Source organism: Parapedobacter defluvii, assembly GCF_014642075.1.
Classification (GTDB): Bacteria; Bacteroidota; Bacteroidia; order Sphingobacteriales; family Sphingobacteriaceae; genus Parapedobacter; species Parapedobacter defluvii.
This window is the reverse complement of the sequence record NZ_BMIK01000001.1, coordinates 306,822-327,052: the sequence shown is the minus strand read 5'-3', so window position 1 is coordinate 327,052 and position 20,231 is coordinate 306,822. Positions and strand designations below refer to the sequence as shown.

The window sequence follows — 20,231 nt, the reverse complement described above, 5'->3', positions numbered from 1 at the left end:
AATTTAGCATTTTCCGAAACGGACTAATTGACGATACAATGAGAAAGCTAATCATGTGGAATATCATTACCCTCGATGGTTATTTTGAGGGAAGCCAAAATTGGGACTTACCTTTTCACAATGTGATTTGGGGAAAGGAGCTTGAAAAGTTTAGCATTGAACAGTTAAATGCAGCAGACTACCTGGTTTTCGGACGGGTAACCTATGAAGGAATGGCCGCTCATTGGACAAAAGCAACCGACGAAAACACAGAAACTGCACGCCTGATGAACAAGATACCTAAACTTGTTTTTTCCAGCACATTGAAATCTGCCGATTGGAATAATACTACCTTGATCAAAGAAAATGCTTCTGCTGAAATTTCCAGGCTAAAGGCTCAGGGCGACGGGGATATGTATATATTTGGCAGCGCTAACCTTTCTGAGACGTTTATCAACGATCATTTAATTGATGAATACCGCATCGGGATTGCCCCGGTTATTTTGGGCAGTGGCCGGCCCTTGTTCAGCCAGGGAATAGCGGCCGAAAATTTATCCCTGATTTCCAGTCAACCGCTTGAAACAGGCGGTATTGTAGTAAGGTATACAAAATAACCTGTTGTTCAGGATCCCCCATGTTTGCCGCCTTTGTTTGACAATGCAGCGGCCGTTTTATGGTAGCTTTTCTTCAGCAGTGTCACGACGTCCATTGAGTCCCAGTAAGTCTTATTAAAAAGTTCGATGGAAAAGGCCCCACGGAAACCTATCTCCTGCAAAAGCGGCAGAATTTCATTAAACGGGCAGGAACCGTCACCGGGAAATACCCGGTCAGCATCTTCCAGCGCTTCCCGGGGGATAGATCCGGGATAGTCGTTTATATGGAATACCGGCAAAACACCGCCGTTTAGCTGCCTGAGTGAATCAAACGAATTGCCACCGCGGTAAAGGTGGTAAAAGTCCAGCAAGATGGATGCGTTCGGATGGGCAGCGCCTATCGTGATGGCAGCCGTATCAGAAAGTTGGTTTAATGCGCCACCACCCCACAGTTCCAAAAGAGGCGTAACGCCCGCTTGGACGCCTTCCTCAAGAATCACGCGATAACGGTCACTGTATTCCGGCAATTTCTGCTTCACGACAGCAGGTATGCCCTGAACGGGAGCCGCGATATATTTCCCCCCTAAACCTGCCGTCAGCTCCATGTCCTGATGCATTTTTTGTATTCCTGCGGCTCTTTCTACTGCATCGTCTGCCATCCAGGTCGAAAAAGCAATCATGTTTTCCAGTACCAGTCCATGCTGTTTGATGCGCCTGCCCAGCTCCGCTACTGTTCCGCCCTGTTTAACGTAGGCTTCCACATCGCTTACCCATAGCTCAATCCCGTCAAAACCAGCTTCCGCGCAAAGGTCAATCTGTTTTTCGACCGGGAGTTGATAGCCACGGATAGTTGAGGTATTGAGACTCACCCGAAACGGGCGCGGAGAAAAAGATGTTGTTCCCATGAGTCCGCCTGCAGCGAGTGCTATGCCTGAATTGCGCAGCATTTCACGGCGTGTTATTTCGATTTTCATAGTTAACTACCTTATATAGGGGTGTTGCCAGGGTGTCCGGTAGGGCCGCCTTAATAGCTGGGTTGCTTCGGGATCGTCCATACATATTCTCTTTTGCGGATCGTAGGCAAGTGGCCGATTCAACTGCATGGATAAATTGGCTAATATGCAGCTGGCGGTGGATATATGCCCCTCTTCAATATCTGCAACGGGTAACTGGTCGTTTTCAATAGCCGACAGGAGGTTGAGCATGTGCCGCCGCGTAGCGGGTGCCGTGTGCAACTCTATCCGGGGTTCGTTTAGATCTTCCGGGAATTCTTCCCGCTCATACACCACATCTTTCACGATACGGTCGCCATTGCCAACGGGGATAAACTCATACTTCATGACACTTCCCTTTAGGGTGCCTTTATCCCCGTAAATAATAAATGCCCACGGATAATCGGGATCAGCCGGGGTTCCCCATGCACGATGCTGCCACACGCAGTTCAGTTCATCGTACTCAAAAATAGCCGTCTGCGTATCGGCAATGTTTGACTTCCCTCCTTTTTGAACGTAGATGCCTCCGGTGGCACTGACCCGTTTTGGCCATTTAAGTTGCAACAGCCAGCGTACCGCGTCAAACATATGGACGCACATATCGCCGGTAATTCCGTTTCCATACTCCATAAACGTCCGCCACCAGCTGCCATGCGGCAAACCATCATAGGGGCGCAATGGTGCTGGGCCAGTCCACATTTCGTAATCCAGAAAGTCGGGAACGGGTGCTACAGGCGGATTCCCATTCTTTCGCATGTGGTAGTAACAACACATCTCCACATGGGATATCTTGCCTAGCAAACCTTTATCAATCACCCGTTCTTTCGCATCAATGAGATGGGGTGTGCTTCGCCTTTGTGTGCCTATCTGCACTTTCCGGTTGTATTTCCGTGCGGTGTTGAGTATGGCTTCTCCTTCCAGCACATCTACGCTAACGGGCTTTTGCAAATAAAGATGTGCACCGGAGGTCATGGCGTCAATGGCTTGGCGCGCATGCCAATGATCGGGAGTACCGATGAGAACGAGATCCAATTTATGGTCTGCCAGCATCTTCCGGTAATCTCCGTACAATGCGGGTACTTTCTTTGAAACCTGCCGCTCACTGATCATCTTTCCGGCTTCTTCCAAATGGTTTCTATCCACGTCGCACACGGCGACAACCTGAACATCGCTGACCTGAATGAGCTTGAAAAGGTCGCTTTTCCCGTACCAGCCGGCACCAATTAAACCAACCCGCAGGTTGCCGGATGCCGTGCCTGCAAATACCAACCGGTTGGTTTTCAGGGCCGACAGGGTTAGCGCAGCGCCCGTACCTTGAATAAATTCCCTGCGGTTCAGACTAAAGTCAATCATAATCTTCGGTTTTTTCTTTGAGGAACAAAAGTATAAAGATAATATTTAAATGACGACTATACCCCCTGCTCCGTTATCCAAGCATTGATCAGGTGATGATGAATAAATTTTTGAATGAATAAACAATAAGCAAGCAGCGCCTACGTTTATGATGTAGGTTTAGGTTGATAAGAAAGGTCCGGCTACCCCAAAATGCCGGGCCTTTCGTTTTTTTAGCTCCGAATATTTTTCCGAAACCCCTTGATGATTTTAATGACGATCGGCACGGTGACAAGAACAATGATGCCAACGACGACATAGTTGAGATAAGGCCGTAAAAACGGCATGCTGCCTATGAGATAGCCGGCCGCCGCAATGGAAAGGATCCAGCCCACGGAACCTAAAAAGACAAATAGTACGACACGGCTAAATTTCAGTTGGATAATACCGGCAACAACGGGCCCAAACGTACGGATCAACGGAAAAAATACACCAATGGACAAAGCCAGTGCACCATATTTGTTGTAAAATTTTTCGGCTACGGTTAAATGCTGCTTTTTGAAAAACCTCGAATCCGGCCTGCGGTACAAAAGCGGTCCAGCCTTATAGCCAATCATGTACCCGGTGGCATTGCCCAGTAAAGAAGCCAGGATACCCAAACTGCATAGCACGAAAAGACTGTGCGAAAACGAACCGCTAGCAATCAACACCCCGGCCATAAAAAGAAGTGCACCACTGGGAAGGAAAAAAAAGAAAATGAGCCCGGTTTGCGCATAAATTGCTAACAGAATAAGCAGCAACCCACCGAATTGAATTAACGCCTCCGCATCAAACATCTTTTAATTGATCGTTATCTGCCGTTAAAGATAGGGAATAAACGTCTTAAAAATACTAAAACACTGGGTACACCCGTTGAAATACAAAATACATCCATTATGATTGTACAATCCTTAATCGCTGAATTTGAACACGAAGTAAACAGTACCCGGAGATTATTGCAGGCAATCCCTGAGAAAGATCTCGGCTTTAGGCCTGCCCCAACTTCTTGGACAATGGGTGAACTGGCACAACACATTGCCACAATCTACTACTGGTACGTAGGCACACTTACTCAGGACGTATATGATGTGGCCGCCGACCGTGTTGAACGCGGAGCGCCGGATGACCTCCATGCAACCCTTGACTTTTTTGAAAAAAACGTTGAAAAGGCCCGGGCAGCGCTGAACTCCGTCACCGAAGAAAGCTTGCAGACCCCTTGGACCATGAAAATCGGCGATCGCACCGTGCTTGGCCCGATGCCGAGGGGCATCGTTGCGCGTAGTTTTCTCTTTAATCATGTTTACCACCACCGTGGCGAGATGATTGTTTACCTGCGTGCCACCGGCAACAAAGTGCCTGGGCTCTACGGACCAACTTACGAAGAAAGTAAGGGTAGTTAACGCTTCCTCAATATAAGCGGGATATGACGACAAACCCAAAAGTTGACTGGTTTTTTAACGAGGATAGCAAATGGAAGAGGGAGTATGCCGCTTTACGAAGGATTATCCTCGATTGCGGGCTCACCGAAGAATTGAAATGGGGCCAGCCCTGCTACACGTTCCACCGTAAAAATATCGTACTCATACACGGGTTTAAAGAATACTGCGCCCTGCTTTTTTTTAAGGGTGCCTTACTGAAAGACGACCATGGAATATTAATCCAACAAACGGAAAATGTACAAGCGGCACGTCAGATCCGGTTTACCACCGTTAAGGAAATCACAGCGTTGGAGCAAACCCTGAAAGCTTATGTTCACCAAGCCGTTGAAGTGGAAAAGGCCGGATTGAAAGTACCCTTGAAAAAGACGGAGGATTTTACCATCCCCGAAGAACTTCAACAGAAATTGGAAGAATTTCCGGCCCTGAAAACGGCTTTCAAAGCCTTGACGCCCGGTAGGCAACGGGCCTATATTTTTTACTTTTCACAGGCTAAGCAGTCCAAAACCCGGGAATCCCGAATTGAAAAGTATATCCCTAAAATATTGGAAGGAAAAGGATTAATGGATTGAAAAAGAGAGCCGTCTCATTATTACTAAAACGGCTCTCTCCCTGCGGCTCCTTTTATGGCGTGTGCGATTGCTCGGTGCAAAAGCCGCCAAAGCGTCCGTCTTTATGTCCATGAATCAGCTGCCGCGTGAAAAATATATTTGCCGCGACAAACAGTACGATGATCAATACGACGGCGACTTTGGTCAGCCGGGTCAACGACCGTTTCTTCGAAAACCCACCGAAAACATAACCGATAATGAAGACCATGCTGGCCGCAAACAGCAGCCGCACGATCATGATGAATGGAAAAAACATAACTGTATTTTTTTGTGATTAATCGTTTAATAACTCCTTATTCTCGCGGATTCCCCAATGAGGATGGACACCTTGAGGCTCTTTAGCCAACAATGCCAGGCTCTTTTGGGCGAGTTGCCTCGCCAAGCCCTTATCGCCTCCCCACGCTTTCGGGGTATGGTATTTATTCCAGGCATCTACGTAAATGGCGCGGGGATTGTCGGCTTCAAGATTCAACGCCAGCTCCAGGTATTTTCCTGCGGTCGGACCGTACTTAGGCCCCATGGTCATCGGATTGATGAATACCTTGGTGCGGTACAGTAGACTGGCCACCACATATACCTCAGCCAGTTCTTTTCGCTGTGTCGCAGTGTCGATCCGCGCCCGGGCTTCTTTCAACTGTTCAAGGCCGCGATCGCTGTAGGGTTCGATACGCTCGCCTTCCTTTTCAAGCAGAAATCCGATGTTGGCATCGCATAACGCTGCATAGTAGGGTGACAGCCATTGTTCATCGGTCTCGGAAAGCGTTGCGAATTGGGCTTCCAGTGCCTCGTAGTCTGCCACTGTGGTGACGCTATCCAATTTGGCCACCAATTGTTCAAGGGTGCTTGAGCCGCCCTGCTCTTGGGCGAAGCCGCTGATCGAAATCAGTGCTACAAGCATGATCATAACTCGTTTCATTGCTTTTGTGATTTTGTGTATGATGTGATAATTAAAGAAGTTGATTGTCCATAAAATCGTCCCTGCGGTCCACGCCCCAATTCATAAACACACCGATGTAGTAATAGCGGGGCGCAGGGAGGGTAATGGCCTGCCGATGCTGGCCATCGGCACTGTAGTTGTAGCCGAATACCTGCTTGGTACCCAACAGGTTGCTTACACCCACACCGATACCTGAAAAATTTTTCAGCTTCGACCGCCGGAAGAAACTGGTTAGGTAGGCGATGTGCAGATTTACAACGCTGTACGGCTTTGTGGTACCTGCCTGCCGGATTATCGATGCCTCCGATCCGGATGACGGTGCAATGTCATAATACGGCCTGCCCGAAGCGAACGCATACGACACATTGACGTTGGTGGAAAGAGCCGGGAAAAATTTCTTCACCGCCAGCGTACCCGTATGAGGCGCAGCAAAGGTCGGTTTCAGCAGTTCAGGATAGTCCAGAAACTGCCGCTTGGTATCGATATAGGTATACGTAACCCAGTAATCCAGGTTGGTAAACGTGCGCTTGTCACGGAAAAAGAATTCGAAGCCCTTAGCATCGCCCGTACCGGAGGTAGCGAGTACGGGATCCGTCCGCAACAGTCCGCGGTACCGCTTGTAATACGCCTCTGCCCTGAAAAACCGGTTGCCGGCGTTGTGGGTAAAGTTAACAACGTAGTGTGTAGCCTGTGAGAATCCCAGCTCAGGGTGGTCATACAGGTAAACCGATGCGGGTGTCTGGTAGAAAATACCGTACGCCGCATTCAACTGGTCGGCTGCCCCAAGGCGATAGCCGAGGCTGGCACGGGGAGCGAACGCCCAGCGCCGCAAGGCAGATGAATGTTCGGCACGTCCGCCTATTTTGGCGGCCATATTCGGGGTAAGGTAAATATCTCCCTCCGCAAATGCAGCAGTGAGTTGGTCGGTAAGCCCGACAGGCCGATCTTCCCACATCCCCGTTTCGCGGGTAAAGAAATGCTCGGCACCGAAACGGATGGCCTGATTGCGGGCGAACCCTTTGGTGAAAACGGCACGCAACTGGGCAAAGTGTTCATCCAGATCGGAATGTCCGGCATCATCCGAACGGATGGCTGTGCGGAGGAAACTGTACCCCCCGCTGGCGTCCATTTTCCAGTTATTGCCAAAATAGCGGACCATACTCAGGTTGTTGTATGTATTCCGCCCGCGCACGGAGTACGCCGAGCGGAGGTCCGGGTTGTTGATGTCCGGTTGGGTAAGACCCACTTCACTGCCGTTCCAATTGGTATAGAACTTCAGGATTCCGCGGTCGCCCGTTTTGATCCGGAAATGGGCGTCTCCCTGCAAGTAACTGGGGCCTGCGAAGTATTCGGGGGCTTGGGGAACAACGGAATTATACAGCCGTTGGTTGCTGTATGCCAGATTGATACCATAACCGCTGTTACCGTCGTCCGCCCGCCGTTGGAATCCTATCCCGGTATTCGCCGGAAATAAACTGAAACTGGCCTCGGTGGCTTCGGGAATATCGATACTCTCCAAAATCAGTGCACTGCTCATCGCCTGGCCATACAGGGCCGAGTAGCCACCCGTGCTGAACAGGATACCCTTGAACAGGAATGGATCGATGCGTGCATACTGCGGGATACCCGGCACGGAAGGAAAATTGGGGTGCTTCACCAAAATGCCATCCATGAATTGCTTGGCCTCCTCACCGGTGCCGCCGCGTACAAACAAACCTTCCTGCTCGCCGATCTGCTGTGCACCCGGCAATGCGCGAAGTGCCTGCGACAGGTCGTTATTGCTTCCGGCAACGGTCACGGCATCAATCGGGGTGAGCGAGGCCCCCTTCGCCTTGTCGCTCGCCTCAAAGGTGCCCGCGCTGACCTGCACCTCTTCCAGTACCCTCCGCTTCTCCCCTTTGGCGATGCGATCTGTTTGATTGGTAAGACTGTCTTTTGGCCGCTCTTGGCTTACCGCGCCTAGGTTGCCTGATAACAATAGTACGGTTATCAAAAGGCCGATGATTCCTGGAGTTTCCATAGTGTTGTTCCGTTTGATCCAGTAACAAAACTACAGGGCATATCCTTCCGATTTTGGATGTGTAGACCAACCGGCGTGTAGCTGCGACGAACAGCCAGAATGTGTAGACTTTCTTAGTTGATGGACGGGCGGATGATGCGTTCGACCTGCTCCCGATAGGCGTCACCGATGGGAAGTTCCCGCTCTCCGATATAAATTGTATCTCGTTTGACCGCGGTAACATGGGGAATGGAAACCAAATACGATTTGTGCGTGCGAATGAACGGTGCTCCTGCCAGGCGCTCCTCCATCGATTTAAGGGTCATCCGCGTGAGCACGGGCTTATCGCTTGATACCAGATGAATCTTTACATAATCCTTGAGCCCTTCGACGTAACGGATATCCGCAACGTTGATTTTAACCTGAGTATACTCAACGTTGACAAAAAAGAAGTCGTCCGCAGGAGATGCCGACGTGCGCAGGGCATCTTGCCGCGATTGATGACGCTCGAACGCCCGGTTGCAGGCTTTGAGAAACCGGTCGAATCCATACGGTTTCAACAGGTAATCCACCACGTCCAATTCAAACCCCTCCAATGCATATTGTTCATAGGCGGTCACCAAAACCACCAACGGGGGATTCGGAAGCGAACGAAGGAACTGCAAGCCGCTGAGTCCAGGCATCTGGATATCGAGAAAGATCAGGTCGATGGATTCCCGCTGAAGCACGTCAATCGCTTCCATCGCATTTTTGCAGCTGGCCACTAACTGAAGGTAGGGTACCTTCCGTATGTTGTCTTCCAGGAGATCACGGACCAGTTTTTCATCGTCTATCGCTAAGCATCGCATCATGACAGGATGAGTTTAAGGGTCACCTCATACCAACCGTCCCGTTCGTCAATATCGAGTCGATAGGCATCGCGGTACAGGAGATCCAGCCTTTTTTTAACGTTTGCAAGGCCGATTCCGGAATCCCGGTCTTTGCTGGTTTCGACCGAAGGGGGTGCAATCCGGTTTCTGACGTTGAACACCAATTGTCCCTGCTGTTCCGACAGGCGGACGATAATTTCCGGATGCTCCAGGTGGCTGGTGCCATGCTTAAAGGCATTCTCGACAAAAGGGATAAGCAGCATGGGTTCGATGAGGTATTGCGGCTCCGTATCGGGAGGCAATTCGATTGCAGTAGACACGTCGATGTTCTCTTCAAAGCGAAGTTGCTGCAGCCCGATGTAGTTGCGGAGGTACGTGATTTCCTTCGACAGCGGTACACGTCTGCCCTGTGTATCGTACAGCATGTAACGCATCAGGTCGGAAAGCTGGATCAGTGCAGGTTCCAGCAATTCGGATTTTTTCCGTGCCAACGACACAAGGTTGGTAAGCGTATTGAACAAAAAGTGCGGGTTGATCTGCGAACGCAGGAATTTCAGTTCGGTAGCCAACCGCTCTGCCCGTTCCTCCTTCTGCTGGCGCTCCCGGTGGATGTTGTTCAATATTTTGCGATAAACAATGCTGGCAACATAAAATCCGAAACTGGGCGCAAAGACAATCCGGTTGGTAGCAGCTGTTGTCGGTATTTCGGGAAATAACCCGTGTAGCATAACCGTCTTGAGCGCAAGTGAGGCACCCACTAAAATAACAGACAGCAGCACATACAGCCACCATATACGCCGATTAAAGAACTTGGGAAAGAGGTAGTATGCATTGACATAAAACAACGTCAGGTGAATGAGACCCGCCAAGGTGAAAAAAGCACCGGGAATGGCACCGATGGCATATTCCGTCTCCGGATCTGCGATAAAAAATGGAAAAAAAAGGATGCCGCCCCATACAATGGCATGGAAAAAAAAGACGATGTATGAGGATGAGACACGCATGCGTAAAGACAAACCTAACGAACTCACGTTTCAATTGCAACAACAAGGCAAGGCCCATAATGAAAAAAAGCATTATTTTGCGAAAAATAGTTACGTATGGATGCAACACCGGCTTACCTGAAAAATGCGCGCAAGGCCACCCAATTGATCTTTTTAGTATGTGGCTTGGGCATGTCCAGTTGGGCACCGATGGTACCGTATGCCAAGGATCGTTTGGAATTGAACGAGGCCAACCTGGGGCTGTTGCTGCTGCTGCTGGGCGGAGGGGCGCTGATCATGATGCCGCTTGCCGGTATATTAGCGAATCGCTTCGGCAGCCGCATCGTTATGGCTTGCAGTGCGTGTGTCATGGCGATTTCCCTGCCGTTGTTGCTCCTCATTCCGTCGGTTATCCCGATGGCGGTTGCGCTATTTGTATTTGGCGCAAGCATTGGGTCCATTGATGTAGCAATGAATGCACACGGTGTACAGGTTCAAAACCTGTTCGGCCGCCCCATCATGTCCTCGCTTCATGGGCTTTTCAGTGTAGGCGGGCTATTCGGTTCGCTCGGGCTGGGCTTTTTGATTAAGCTCGGACTGAATCCCGTGCATGCGGCTATCAGTATTTCGGTATTGCTTGTGCTGATCACCGGCATACAATATAAAAACCTCTTTCCCCGCAATATTGAGCAGGAAGCGATTGAACGGTTTTCGACCAACGAAAAACAAACCACTCCCCCCAAACAGCGTTTCCAATGGCTTCATGGAAGTGTCCTTTTCCTGGGGATGATGTGTTTTGCCGTTTTCCTTGCGGAAGGTGCCATGCTGGATTGGAGCGCTATTTTCCTACGGGATATTAAGGGCATTGATCCTGTTTTTTCCGGAGCAGGATATGCAGCTTTTTCCGTTGCCATGGCAGTTATGCGATTAGTGGGAGATGGCATCGTAGCCCGTCTGAACGGCAGGACTGTCGTGGTTGGCGGCAGCCTGGTGGCGGCAGGCGGGGTAGTGATTGCCATTTTCAGTCCGTGGGTTTTCTTAGCACTTTTCGGCTTTGTGCTGGTGGGGATCGGAGCGGCTAATATTGTACCGTTGTTTTTCAGCGAAGGCGGCAGATTGCCCGGAATTTCACCTACGGTAAGCATACCCGCTATCACAACCATCGGATACGCCGGTCAGCTTACCGGGCCAGCTTTACTGGGATTTATCGCCCACCATTTTTCATTGGCGGCGGCCTTTGGCTTTTTGGCTGCTCTTTTGCTTTTGGTCGCCCTCACCTACGGCGTGAGAAGATAAAAAAGCCTTCCCGTGTTTCACCGTAAAATATACAGGGATGGAAAGGGTGATCCAGGAGAGACCATGCCAAATTCCGGTGCCTATGATGGCCAACAGCAGTCCCGCAATGGTAATCACAAAGAGGAACACCGGTATGCCCCAAAGCTTTAAAAAAGTATGCTGCTGGTTAGTTTGCATCTTCCTGTAGACTGGATAATGTAAGCGATTCAGCCTGCCGAAGAACCCGCTTCAACTGGGCGGCACGCGCTTTCCGCCTGGCAAACCATAAATACAGTCCCGAAATTAGGACGATTATCGTGAACAGGTCCAAAACCACCCACAGGATTTTCATGGGAATGCCCCCATAGTCGCCAAAGTGGAAGGGTTGGGAAATAAAGATGGCTTTGAGGTACCAGGGCATATCGCGCATATCGGTGAGCTGGCCGGTTTTGGCGTCGATGAGTGCCGGCTTGATGATGCGTGATGTCAGCGGTGTGTTCCCTACCATATACACAGCATAGTGGTGGTTGCTGGAATACAGTGTACCCGGAAATGCCACAAATGAGACCTCCATTTCGGGAGCAGCAGCCCGGGCGGTATCAAGAGCTGCCTGCAGGGAGGCAAATTCACCGCTTGCCTTAGGCTGATCCTTATAGGTTGCAACCATTTCGGCAAGCTGCCCGTCGCGCCATGCCTCCAGCGCCGGGTCGGCCAACGTATTGATCACGCCGGAAATACCCACCACCGATGCCCAGGCAAGCGTCACAATGCCCAACAGGTTGTGCAGGTCGAGCCAACGCAGCCGGCGGGATTTCTCCGTACGGATCATCCCGAAATCGAACCGTTTCATGATCGGCCCATACAATACTACGCCTGAAATCATCGATAACATGAACAGCACCCCCATAAACCCGAGAAATAGCTTCCCCGGAATACCTGCCAGCATCTCGACATGCAGGTAGTACATCACCAGCATAAAGTCCATTTCGTTGGGCGGTGCTTCCAGCACATGAGCCGTATATTGGTTCATGGTGAGGTAATGGTCGGCTTCTATGGGTGCTTCTGCCGAATCAGCCAGGGTCAGGAACAACTGCCCCGGATGATGGTCTTCGTCCCAGAATGCGTATTTGGCCACTTTACCGGGCAGCTCTTCCATCGCCGCTCTAAGTACCACATCGGCCGAAAGATGGGGCGCCCCCTCGGTGGGGGGCGTTGCCTCGATTTCGTCGTGCAGAAAATGATCTATTTCTTCATAGAATACCAACGGTAATCCGGTAATACACAGCATCAACAGAAACAGTGTACAGACGAGACTGGTCCATTTATGGATGTGAAACCACCGATTGATTGTCTGTGCCCTCATTCGTTAAAATTTATAGGCTATGCTGGCAGCAAAATTACGTCTTTTTTGCGGATTGACCGACCAGTAGCCGGTGTAGTATTGCTCATTGGTCAGGTTATTCAGATTCGCGGTAATTCGCACGCGGTCACCGTTATAAAACAAACTTGCATTGACCAGCGTATAGGCGGGCAGGTAAAATACCCCGGTTGCACTATTATCAATCACCTTATACCGGCCGGCGTAATTGCCCCCAAGACCGACGCCGTAGTTTTTGAGTTTTCCTTCGGGGAAACGGTAGTTTGCCCACAGATTGGCCAAATGCTGCGGCCCTTGCCCTCCGGGGCTACGGCCCGGCTCCGAATAGAAATCATCGCCATTGCCGGTGATCACCTTGGTCTCGTTATAACTGTATCCCGCCAGCAAACTCAATCCCCGTGCCGGGTGGGCATTCAGGTCGATCTCAAATCCTTTGCTGCCTACCTTGCCTCCCTGTACGGAATTATTGGGGTTTGCCGGGTCGGGATAGACACGATCCGACACCTTGATGTCGTAAACCGATACCGTGCCAAATAGTTTATCGCCAAACAGATTGGCCTTTACACCGTACTCCCACTGATTGGCTTGCTCAGGCTTGAATGACTTAACTTCCAAAAAATTCCCATCGGTATCGTATACCGATTGGGGGTCTACATTGATGAATGCATTCATGTAGTTGACAAAGAGCGACAGCTTATCGCGCAGGGGTTGGTATACCAATCCTAATTTCGGCGACAGTGCAAATTGGTCATAGTCGTCGTCCGTCATGCTTTTTTCGCCCTTGGAGTCGAAGTAGTCAGCCCGAAGGCTTACCATGGCCGTCAAACCAGGAGTTACGTTGAGCACGTTGGAAAAATAAGCCCCATAGGAACTGTTTACGATGTTACTCGATGTGCCTTCCAAGCCTCCCAACAGGTTTTCTACAGACGCTTGCGTGAGGTATACCGGGGGCAACTCTTCTCCCGAAAACGGATCGATGTAATCCACATCGCCCTGTGGCGTTACATTACGGGCCCAACCCCAGCCCGAACCGTTATCAATGGCGTTGCGGCTGTAATAATCCAAGCCTACCAGCAAGCGGTTACGCAGGTTACCGATCCTGAAATCACCGTTGAAGTTTTGCTGGATGGTGGTTGTATGCAGCGTGAACTGTTCCTTGTGGAAATACTGGCTAAAGGAATTGTCACCCGCCACGTCATCCCAAATATACGTATAGTATCCATCGGACTTCACCGTACCACGGGAAACCACCGTTTGGGAGGTCCACTGTTCAGACAGCTTATAGACCATCTGTGCCTGCAGGTTATATTTGGGGTTCTTGATGGTGATGTCATTGCTGGTGAAGGACAGCTTCGGATTGAGGTTTAGCTCCTCAATGGTGCGGAAATCAAGCGGACTTAAGCGATCGGAATGAAAAAACACCGGTGCTACGGACCGTTCTTCTTCCAATATCTCGGCCATCACGTTGAAAGAAAGCCGATCATTGACGTGATAAGCCAGCGTAGGGGCAATGAAAAATGACTTTTTAAAACCCGCATCCTGAAAGCTTCCTTCCGAATGGTAGGCCGCATTGACGCGTGCCGTAATTTTCTCCGTCTTGCTCAGGGGGGTGTTGATATCCGCCGTGATCCGGTTCAAACCGTAACTACCGAAATTGTACGTTACTTCACCACCAAATCCGTCATAGGGCTGTTTCGTAACCGTATTGATCAGTCCGCCATAGCTGTAGAAGCTCCCACCGAATAGGGTGCCCGATGGTCCTTTGATTACCTGGATTTCCTCCACGTTCGCCGGATCCAGGTTGCCGCTGGCCAGTCCCGGCAACCCATTGGTCAACGCCGGCTGCGCATCAAAACCGCGCAAGGCAAAGTATGCTGCCCCGTCGCCCGCACGGCCAGTGGCCTCCCAGGTACGTGTGATGCCGGGAATGTTGCGGAATGCATCGTCATACGTGGTCACCACCTGCTGCTTCATTACCTCGGCCGATACCGAATTGTATACCTGTGGATTTTCGAGATTTTTAAGCGGGATTTTTGCAACCTGCGTATTGCGGTTGGGCGATCGCTGCGCGGAAACAATGACCTCACGCAATTGAGCCTCATTTTCGGCAAGCACAAAATTGACGACCGCGGTTTCTCCGGCGCGGACCGTCACAGTCTGCTCCTGCGTTACCAAACCGATAAAAGAAGCCACCACAACTTGGGTTCCCTCCCGTACGTTGTTAATCTGGTAATTACCCCTCCCATCGGCTGTGGCACCCCGGTTGGTCCCCTTTATCGTAATATTCACGGACTCCGCAGGGCGTCCATCCACCGTATGTATGGTACCGCTAATCGTACCGGTTTGCGCACAAGCTAGCGTAGAAATACATAGAAAAAGAAAAATGCTGTAATATTTAGTATTCATATAACCCTTTGATAAATGTGCGTCAAAAATATAATTTAAATTAAATCTAAACAATAAAATTTCTTATCCTCCATGAACGGCGTGTCGAGCTGGCTTTTGAAAACCACCGCTGGACAGACCTGATCAGAACCGGACAGGCGCTGGAAGTAATCAATGCATTCGGAGATCGCATCAAGGAAGAACAACCGTTCTTAGCATCGGACGCTTATGTGATTGACGAACACCACCTGTTGTTTCCCATTCCCCAATCGGAAGTTGATATCAATCCACAAATCATTCAAAATCCCGGTTATTTCTAACGGATGGACCAATAAGAGATTCGCTGCAATAAGTTGAGCCGAGAATGTTATCTTTGTTTCTGGATAACAGGAAAGGCCATGAACAAAGAATCATTTTTCGTAAAAGGTGAGGAATTACTAAAAAAGATCAAAGATATCATTGCCGAGGGCAACGTACGGAAAATCATCATATCCGACAAATCCGGCAAGGAAATCATGAGCTTCCCGGTAACCGTAGGTGTGGTGGGCGCCTTGCTGGCTCCGCTCTTTGCGGCTGTCGGTGCACTCGCTGCCCTGGTTACCGAATGTTCCATCACGGTGGAACGCGACGAAGATGCGGAGGGCTTATGAAGTGGCTTTCAATCCCTTTCGTTTTGGTTGCGGCAATGGCCTGTAACAACACACAGCACTCCCAGCAGACAAAGTATAAACGCACCGGCAGCATTGAGCGCCTCGATCCGGCGTTGGATGCCATTCTCGACACAAATGCCAGGGCTGAAATTATTGCAGAAGGTTTTGAATGGAGTGAAGGCCCGCTGTGGATAGAAAGTGAACAGATGCTCCTGTTTTCGGATGTTCCGACCAATACCGTCTATAAATGGACGGAAAAAAAGGGAATGGAAGTTTACCTGCGGCCGAGCGGCTACACCGATACCACACCCAGCAATAGCAAAGAGCCCGGCAGCAACGGGCTTGTGTTAGACGGGTCGGGCAACCTCGTTCTCTGCCAGCATGGCAACCGGCAGATGGCCAGAATGGATGCATCCTTAAACCAGCCCAACGCAACGTATGTTACGTTGGTAAACCAATACAACGGTAAGCGTTTCAACAGTCCGAACGATGCCGTGTATAACAGCGCCGGCGACCTGTTTTTTACCGATCCGCCTTATGGACTGCCTGCACAAAATGACGACGATCCTACCAAGGAAATCCCCTTCAACGGCGTATACAAAGTAACACCAAACGGCGAGGTTACCTTGCTGGCTAACAGCATCACCAGACCCAATGGCATTGCATTCTTCCCGGGTGAGAAAAAAGTATTGATAGCCAGCTCGGATCCCAATGCCGCCAACTGGTACATGCTGAACGTGGGGGATACGCTGTCGACTCCGACCTTATTTTACAGTGCCACAGACGAGCGCGATGGCCTAAAAGGCTTACCCGATGGGCTGAAAATCGATAAAAACGGAAATGTATTTGCCAGCGGTCCGGGGGGAATATGGATATTCAACCAGGAAGGCAATGTGCTGGGAAAAATAAAGCTGGACGAGGCGGCATCGAACGTCGCTTTATCAGCCGATGAAAAGACCATCTATATCACCAATGATGGGTATGTACTGAGACTGAAATTACGGTAACCCTTCTTCATTCCATCAGATCTGAACAACAAGGTCTCTTAAGCCTTCCCGTGTCAGAAATCCGCTACAATATCTGATTATCAAGTAGTTTAAACTTGTATAATTAATACACGTTCCTACCTTTGCCGTCTGTTATGAGATGGGAAAAGGTTATATGGATCTGAGTATATTTATTGTAGACGATGACGTGATGCTGGGGAAAATACAAAAGACATTGGTTAAATCAGTGTGGCCACTCGATGAACCCACGGTGTGCTACGATGGACTCAGCGCGCTTGAACACATTGAACGGGAAGCTTTAGCCGGCAAAAAAATACTAATTCTGCTTGACATCCATATGCCTCACATAGACGGATGGGGGGTGCTGGATTCCATTTGCACAAAACCCTACGGAAAAGATGTGTGGGTCATTGTCAATACAGCCTCTGAAGAAGTGTTCGATGAAGTAAAATCAAAATCATATGATCAGGTAATTGCTTTCAACAAAAAACCGCTGACCAGAGAAACCTTGTGCAAGTTGATGACGCAGGAGCCGTTGGTATTATTCTTTAAATAGTATTCTCTTGAACGCAGGCAAAACATACGGAATTGACATCAGCTTTGAAGAGCTTAAGCTACCGCTATCAAACGATGTACTGGTGTTAGCCAAAAATGCGGTACAGGGTAAGCACGGGTTGGGGAAATCCCTGGACCTGCTCGCTCCCGGTGTATTTCAAGCTGTAGATACCGGTGCTGAGGCTGAACACATAGAAGCCGTATTCATAAACCGGAAACTGCTGACCAAAATTCCGGCAGAACGGCTCATTCAGGTATTGCAGCGTCATGTATTCAGGCATGTAGGGGAAGGTGAACTCATACAAGTGGATGTGAAGGTACGGATATCGATGTATAATATTAACGAATAAAACCCAGATACATCTGAAGTATGAATATAACGGCATTGATAACCAAGCAATATGTAACGCTCGATGCCTATACGGGGGTTAGCGTTGCGAAGAAGCTATTGCAGCAACAGGATGCCGTGGTTGTACTGGATCATAAAAAACCCATTGGAATCCTGACAGCTGCCGACCTCGCCATGAAGCCGCACCAGTTGGTTATCGACTGCTTGCTTTACCGCCCCACAGTGAATTATTCTGACTCAATAAATACAGTACTCAACCTCATGAGAACAACCGGAAATAATGTACTTCCGGTCAATTATCAAAACAGCTTCTTCGGTATCATCAAACAGTCTGACATCCTATTCCACCTTCACGCATATCATGAAAAGCAAAAAGTTGCTTTGCTGGCGGTAGCACACGACCTACGTAGTCCCATCGCCACCATAAGCATGTTGGGAACCATATTGAAGGCAGACCCTGCATTGAACAAACACCAATACCTGATTGATAAGCTAAGTGAAACGTGTGATTATGCACAGGTACTCATTCAGGATATCCTCATCATCGAACAATCCCAAGACGAAGCACTGATGCTTGCGGACGAGAATCTAGACGAACTGGTAGATACATGCGCAGATTCGCTTTCTGATAAATTTGAGATAAAACAACTTGTTTTAACCAAACAACTGCGGTCTAATAAAGTGATTAAAGCAGACCGTCCGAAACTGACACGGGCCATCAATAATATACTTTGGAATAGCATCAAGTTTACCCACCCGGGAGGGGTAATTACCGTATCCACCCGCGAAGCGCCCGACGGTGGAGCCCAGGTTGTGGTTCATGATACCGGGATCGGCATCCCGAAAGCCATGCAGAAACGGATATTTGATAAATTTACCAAAGCAAAACGACCGGGCACTGCGGGAGAACCTACAACCGGACTGGGGCTTTACCTCACAAAAATGATTATTGAATCACACGGAGGTACCATCAGGGTGGAAAGCGACGGACAAAGTGGCTCCCAGTTTATTGTTTCACTCCCTATTGAAAATCATTCAGCCGCCGCACAATAATCCAGCGTGTATTTAATCAATTATTTGGATTTATTCTGAATAAGATTAATTTTGCACCAACTGTGGCAACATCAGGCAATACCATAACCGCTCAACAACCTTCCAAGGAATTGGACGCAGCCTATTTTGAATCGCTTTATCGGGCACATTGGAGCAAGTTATACCGCTACTGCCTATCGTACGTGCGTAATCAAGCCGTTGCCGAAGAAATCATCCAAAGTGTGTTTGAGAGCCTTTGGCAAAGAAAAGATAAAATGGCCATCGACACCGCAACTGTTGAAGGCTATCTGTTCCGGGCTGTGAAATTAAAAATATTCGATTACCACCGGCAGCTTGCTTCCCGTAAGAAACACGAAGATAGCCTTACAGCGACTCCCAGTAACGACCGCAACGACACAGAAGAGCACTGCTATTTCCGTGAACTATCTGCTCATGTTGAAGCATTGGTAGATCAACTACCCGATCGATGTCAGCAAGTCTACAAACTCAATATTGAAGAAGGCTACAGCTACCGCGAAGTAGCCAACACGATGGATATATCCGTACACACCGTAAAGGAACACCTGATACGGGCACGTCATTTTCTCTCAAGAAAACTGAGAAAACAATATGGCGAAACGTTCTACCTCCAAAATAGATAGAAATTAACAATCACTGAGTCAGTAATTTATAAAAAACCTATCCAGCGAATCCCTCCGTTTCTTCCTGTCATCCGAATAACCAATAACAAATGGCAGGAAATATATGGAGGTTACGCCTGAAATGCTTCAGAGATATCACGAAGGGTTGTGTAGCCCGGAGGAACGGGACGCCGTAATCGCCTGGCTTAATGAAACGACTCCATCGGCAACGTCTCATCCGTCTCCTGCTGAAGACGATGACCCAGACATCGGAGACCGAATATGGCAACGCATACAGGACAATCAGGGATTGCAACAACATCAATCACCAAAAGAAAGTGTTACCACCGGGCCTCGCAGCATAAAATTTAAACCAATCATCCGCGTCGCAGCGATCTTCCTCGCGGTACTGAGTGTGGGAACGCTGCTGCTATTCTTGAAAAAGAATAAAAATCCGGTGGATGCACCCGCCGCACAAATCACCCGGACAGTGGAAATCCCCAATGGAAAAAAGGGGCAGCTTACCTTGCCGGACGGAACGGTGGTATACCTCAATGCAGGCAGTACGTTACGTTATCCGGACCGCTTCCCGGCCGACAGCCGCGAGGTATATCTCGTGGGAGAAGCCTATTTTGATGTAACTGCTGATAGCAAACGACCTTTTCGCATTACAACGGATCAAACCGTCACCGAGGTGCTGGGAACGGCATTCAATCTCACCGCTTATCCCGACGAACAACAAACTGTGCTTGTCGAACAGGGTTCGGTCCGCTTTGCGTCACTGCATGCATCCAAAGAGCTCGTTGTTCATGCAGGCGAGGGTGCCAGGTACCAAACCGGGGGTTCCCTCACCTCCATTGACAACATACCCACAGATAGGCTGGCTTGGAAAACCAATAACTTGGTATTCAACAACCATCGCCTCGCTGATATTGCCAAGCGTATCCAGCGATGGTACGGTGTAACCGTCGAGATTAAACGTGAAGAACTTAACACCATGACGTTCACAGGCTCTTTTGACAATGCCGCTTTAAAGGAACTTATGGATGACCTCTCATTTGTCATGCAATTCCGTTATCAGATAATTAATCAACACATCACGATATACTAAGTAACATGAAAGATCCTTCCTAAGAATACGATAAAAACACATTCCGAAAATAAAGGCCGGGCATCCGTCTCGCAAACC

At 49.3% G+C, this 20,231-nt stretch carries 22 protein-coding genes; 12 read left to right on the top strand and 10 right to left on the bottom strand.

Going from position 1 to position 20,231, the window contains the following annotated elements:
• Nucleotides 1-38 precede the first annotated feature (38 nt).
• Entirely contained in the window at nt 39-593 is a 555-nt protein-coding gene (locus tag IEX60_RS01200; RefSeq protein WP_188746570.1) for a dihydrofolate reductase family protein, read from the top strand.
• An 8-nt stretch (nt 594-601) separates the two neighbouring features.
• Here IEX60_RS01200 and IEX60_RS01195 read toward each other — a convergent pair whose 3' ends face one another.
• The 3 genes from IEX60_RS01195 to IEX60_RS01185 all read right to left on the bottom strand — a co-directional run bounded on the left by IEX60_RS01195 (nt 602) and on the right by IEX60_RS01185 (nt 3,732).
• Complete coding sequence (locus IEX60_RS01195) at nt 602-1,546, bottom strand: sugar phosphate isomerase/epimerase family protein (RefSeq protein WP_188746567.1); 945 nt, start codon at nt 1,544-1,546, stop codon at nt 602-604.
• A gap of 6 nt (nt 1,547-1,552) precedes the next feature.
• Nucleotides 1,553-2,917, bottom strand: a complete 1,365-nt coding sequence (locus IEX60_RS01190) for a Gfo/Idh/MocA family protein (RefSeq protein ID WP_188746565.1) — start codon at nt 2,915-2,917, stop codon at nt 1,553-1,555.
• A gap of 212 nt (nt 2,918-3,129) precedes the next feature.
• Nucleotides 3,130-3,732, bottom strand: coding sequence for a DedA family protein (locus IEX60_RS01185; protein ID WP_188746563.1), 603 nt, complete (start codon nt 3,730-3,732; stop codon nt 3,130-3,132).
• A 99-nt stretch (nt 3,733-3,831) separates the two neighbouring features.
• Here IEX60_RS01185 and IEX60_RS01180 point away from each other — a divergent pair, with 99 nt between their 5' ends.
• Together IEX60_RS01180 and IEX60_RS01175 are read left to right on the top strand one after the other, a co-directional pair.
• Nucleotides 3,832-4,335 (top strand): DinB family protein, encoded by a 504-nt coding sequence (locus IEX60_RS01180; protein WP_188746561.1) that lies wholly within the window; start codon nt 3,832-3,834, stop codon nt 4,333-4,335.
• Between the two features lie 23 nt (nt 4,336-4,358).
• Nucleotides 4,359-4,943 (top strand): YdeI/OmpD-associated family protein, encoded by a 585-nt coding sequence (locus tag IEX60_RS01175; RefSeq protein WP_188746559.1) that lies wholly within the window; start codon nt 4,359-4,361, stop codon nt 4,941-4,943.
• 52 nt (nt 4,944-4,995) lie between these two features.
• Here IEX60_RS01175 and IEX60_RS01170 read toward each other — a convergent pair whose 3' ends face one another.
• The 5 genes from IEX60_RS01170 to IEX60_RS01150 all read right to left on the bottom strand — a co-directional run bounded on the left by IEX60_RS01170 (nt 4,996) and on the right by IEX60_RS01150 (nt 9,818).
• A complete protein-coding gene (locus IEX60_RS01170; RefSeq protein WP_188746557.1) occupies nt 4,996-5,238 on the bottom strand; it encodes a hypothetical protein in 243 nt (80 codons plus the stop codon).
• 18 nt (nt 5,239-5,256) lie between these two features.
• Nucleotides 5,257-5,898, bottom strand: coding sequence for a hypothetical protein (locus IEX60_RS01165; RefSeq protein WP_188746555.1), 642 nt, complete (start codon nt 5,896-5,898; stop codon nt 5,257-5,259).
• Nucleotides 5,899-5,929: 31 nt separating this feature from the next.
• Nucleotides 5,930-7,939, bottom strand: coding sequence for a TonB-dependent receptor plug domain-containing protein (locus IEX60_RS01160; RefSeq protein WP_188746552.1), 2,010 nt, complete (start codon nt 7,937-7,939; stop codon nt 5,930-5,932).
• A gap of 113 nt (nt 7,940-8,052) precedes the next feature.
• The gene (locus IEX60_RS01155; protein ID WP_188746550.1) at nt 8,053-8,769 is read right to left on the bottom strand and encodes a LytR/AlgR family response regulator transcription factor; all 717 of its coding nucleotides are present in this window, start codon (nt 8,767-8,769) and stop codon (nt 8,053-8,055) included.
• Nucleotides 8,766-9,818 (bottom strand): sensor histidine kinase, encoded by a 1,053-nt coding sequence (locus IEX60_RS01150; RefSeq protein ID WP_188746548.1) that lies wholly within the window; start codon nt 9,816-9,818, stop codon nt 8,766-8,768. The genes IEX60_RS01155 and IEX60_RS01150 overlap by 4 nt, the downstream gene beginning before the upstream one ends.
• Before the next feature lie 69 nt (nt 9,819-9,887).
• Here IEX60_RS01150 and IEX60_RS01145 point away from each other — a divergent pair, with 69 nt between their 5' ends.
• Nucleotides 9,888-11,066 (top strand): MFS transporter, encoded by a 1,179-nt coding sequence (locus tag IEX60_RS01145; protein WP_188746546.1) that lies wholly within the window; start codon nt 9,888-9,890, stop codon nt 11,064-11,066.
• A 166-nt stretch (nt 11,067-11,232) separates the two neighbouring features.
• Here IEX60_RS01145 and IEX60_RS01140 read toward each other — a convergent pair whose 3' ends face one another.
• Both IEX60_RS01140 and IEX60_RS01135 read right to left on the bottom strand, forming a co-directional pair.
• Nucleotides 11,233-12,408, bottom strand: coding sequence for a PepSY-associated TM helix domain-containing protein (locus IEX60_RS01140; RefSeq protein WP_188746544.1), 1,176 nt, complete (start codon nt 12,406-12,408; stop codon nt 11,233-11,235).
• A 3-nt stretch (nt 12,409-12,411) separates the two neighbouring features.
• Entirely contained in the window at nt 12,412-14,829 is a 2,418-nt protein-coding gene (locus tag IEX60_RS01135) for a TonB-dependent receptor (RefSeq protein ID WP_188746542.1), read from the bottom strand.
• A 53-nt stretch (nt 14,830-14,882) separates the two neighbouring features.
• Between IEX60_RS01135 and IEX60_RS01130 the strand changes: the two genes are divergently transcribed.
• From IEX60_RS01130 to IEX60_RS01095, 8 genes are all read left to right on the top strand, one after another.
• Nucleotides 14,883-15,128: a RagB/SusD family nutrient uptake outer membrane protein gene (locus IEX60_RS01130; RefSeq protein ID WP_188747550.1), complete on the top strand. Its 246-nt coding sequence runs from the start codon at nt 14,883-14,885 to the stop codon at nt 15,126-15,128.
• A 78-nt stretch (nt 15,129-15,206) separates the two neighbouring features.
• Complete coding sequence (locus IEX60_RS01125; protein WP_188746540.1) at nt 15,207-15,458, top strand: DUF4342 domain-containing protein; 252 nt, start codon at nt 15,207-15,209, stop codon at nt 15,456-15,458.
• Nucleotides 15,455-16,465, top strand: a complete 1,011-nt coding sequence (locus IEX60_RS01120) for an SMP-30/gluconolactonase/LRE family protein (protein WP_188746538.1) — start codon at nt 15,455-15,457, stop codon at nt 16,463-16,465. Before IEX60_RS01125 ends, IEX60_RS01120 begins: the two co-directional genes overlap by 4 nt.
• Before the next feature lie 154 nt (nt 16,466-16,619).
• Entirely contained in the window at nt 16,620-17,021 is a 402-nt protein-coding gene (locus IEX60_RS01115; protein ID WP_188746536.1) for a response regulator, read from the top strand.
• A 7-nt stretch (nt 17,022-17,028) separates the two neighbouring features.
• Nucleotides 17,029-17,370, top strand: a complete 342-nt coding sequence (locus IEX60_RS01110; RefSeq protein WP_188746534.1) for a hypothetical protein — start codon at nt 17,029-17,031, stop codon at nt 17,368-17,370.
• Nucleotides 17,371-17,390: 20 nt separating this feature from the next.
• Nucleotides 17,391-18,422, top strand: coding sequence for a sensor histidine kinase (locus IEX60_RS01105; RefSeq protein ID WP_188746532.1), 1,032 nt, complete (start codon nt 17,391-17,393; stop codon nt 18,420-18,422).
• Nucleotides 18,423-18,484: 62 nt separating this feature from the next.
• Complete coding sequence (locus IEX60_RS01100; RefSeq protein WP_188746530.1) at nt 18,485-19,063, top strand: RNA polymerase sigma-70 factor; 579 nt, start codon at nt 18,485-18,487, stop codon at nt 19,061-19,063.
• A gap of 121 nt (nt 19,064-19,184) precedes the next feature.
• Nucleotides 19,185-20,153: a FecR family protein gene (locus IEX60_RS01095; RefSeq protein WP_188746528.1), complete on the top strand. Its 969-nt coding sequence runs from the start codon at nt 19,185-19,187 to the stop codon at nt 20,151-20,153.
• The last annotated feature ends 78 nt before the right edge of the window (nt 20,154-20,231 follow it).

Bases quoted from the DNA above. Each gene is read 5' to 3' on its own strand.
- IEX60_RS01155 (WP_188746550.1), bottom strand. From the start codon at position 8,769: ATGATGCGATGCTTAGCGATAGACGATGAAAAACTGGTCCGTGATCTC.
- IEX60_RS01175 (WP_188746559.1), top strand. From the start codon at position 4,359: ATGACGACAAACCCAAAAGTTGACTGGTTTTTTAACGAGGATAGCAAA.
- IEX60_RS01105 (WP_188746532.1), top strand. From the start codon at position 17,391: ATGAATATAACGGCATTGATAACCAAGCAATATGTAACGCTCGATGCC.
- IEX60_RS01200 (WP_188746570.1), top strand. From the start codon at position 39: ATGAGAAAGCTAATCATGTGGAATATCATTACCCTCGATGGTTATTTT.
- IEX60_RS01160 (WP_188746552.1), bottom strand. From the start codon at position 7,939: ATGGAAACTCCAGGAATCATCGGCCTTTTGATAACCGTACTATTGTTA.
- IEX60_RS01190 (WP_188746565.1), bottom strand. From the start codon at position 2,917: ATGATTGACTTTAGTCTGAACCGCAGGGAATTTATTCAAGGTACGGGC.
- IEX60_RS01180 (WP_188746561.1), top strand. From the start codon at position 3,832: ATGATTGTACAATCCTTAATCGCTGAATTTGAACACGAAGTAAACAGT.
- IEX60_RS01125 (WP_188746540.1), top strand. From the start codon at position 15,207: ATGAACAAAGAATCATTTTTCGTAAAAGGTGAGGAATTACTAAAAAAG.
- IEX60_RS01195 (WP_188746567.1), bottom strand. From the start codon at position 1,546: ATGAAAATCGAAATAACACGCCGTGAAATGCTGCGCAATTCAGGCATA.
- IEX60_RS01185 (WP_188746563.1), bottom strand. From the start codon at position 3,732: ATGTTTGATGCGGAGGCGTTAATTCAATTCGGTGGGTTGCTGCTTATT.
- IEX60_RS01095 (WP_188746528.1), top strand. From the start codon at position 19,185: ATGCTTCAGAGATATCACGAAGGGTTGTGTAGCCCGGAGGAACGGGAC.
- IEX60_RS01145 (WP_188746546.1), top strand. From the start codon at position 9,888: ATGGATGCAACACCGGCTTACCTGAAAAATGCGCGCAAGGCCACCCAA.
- IEX60_RS01115 (WP_188746536.1), top strand. From the start codon at position 16,620: ATGGATCTGAGTATATTTATTGTAGACGATGACGTGATGCTGGGGAAA.
- IEX60_RS01120 (WP_188746538.1), top strand. From the start codon at position 15,455: ATGAAGTGGCTTTCAATCCCTTTCGTTTTGGTTGCGGCAATGGCCTGT.
- IEX60_RS01140 (WP_188746544.1), bottom strand. From the start codon at position 12,408: ATGAGGGCACAGACAATCAATCGGTGGTTTCACATCCATAAATGGACC.
- IEX60_RS01135 (WP_188746542.1), bottom strand. From the start codon at position 14,829: ATGAATACTAAATATTACAGCATTTTTCTTTTTCTATGTATTTCTACG.
- IEX60_RS01170 (WP_188746557.1), bottom strand. From the start codon at position 5,238: ATGTTTTTTCCATTCATCATGATCGTGCGGCTGCTGTTTGCGGCCAGC.
- IEX60_RS01165 (WP_188746555.1), bottom strand. From the start codon at position 5,898: ATGAAACGAGTTATGATCATGCTTGTAGCACTGATTTCGATCAGCGGC.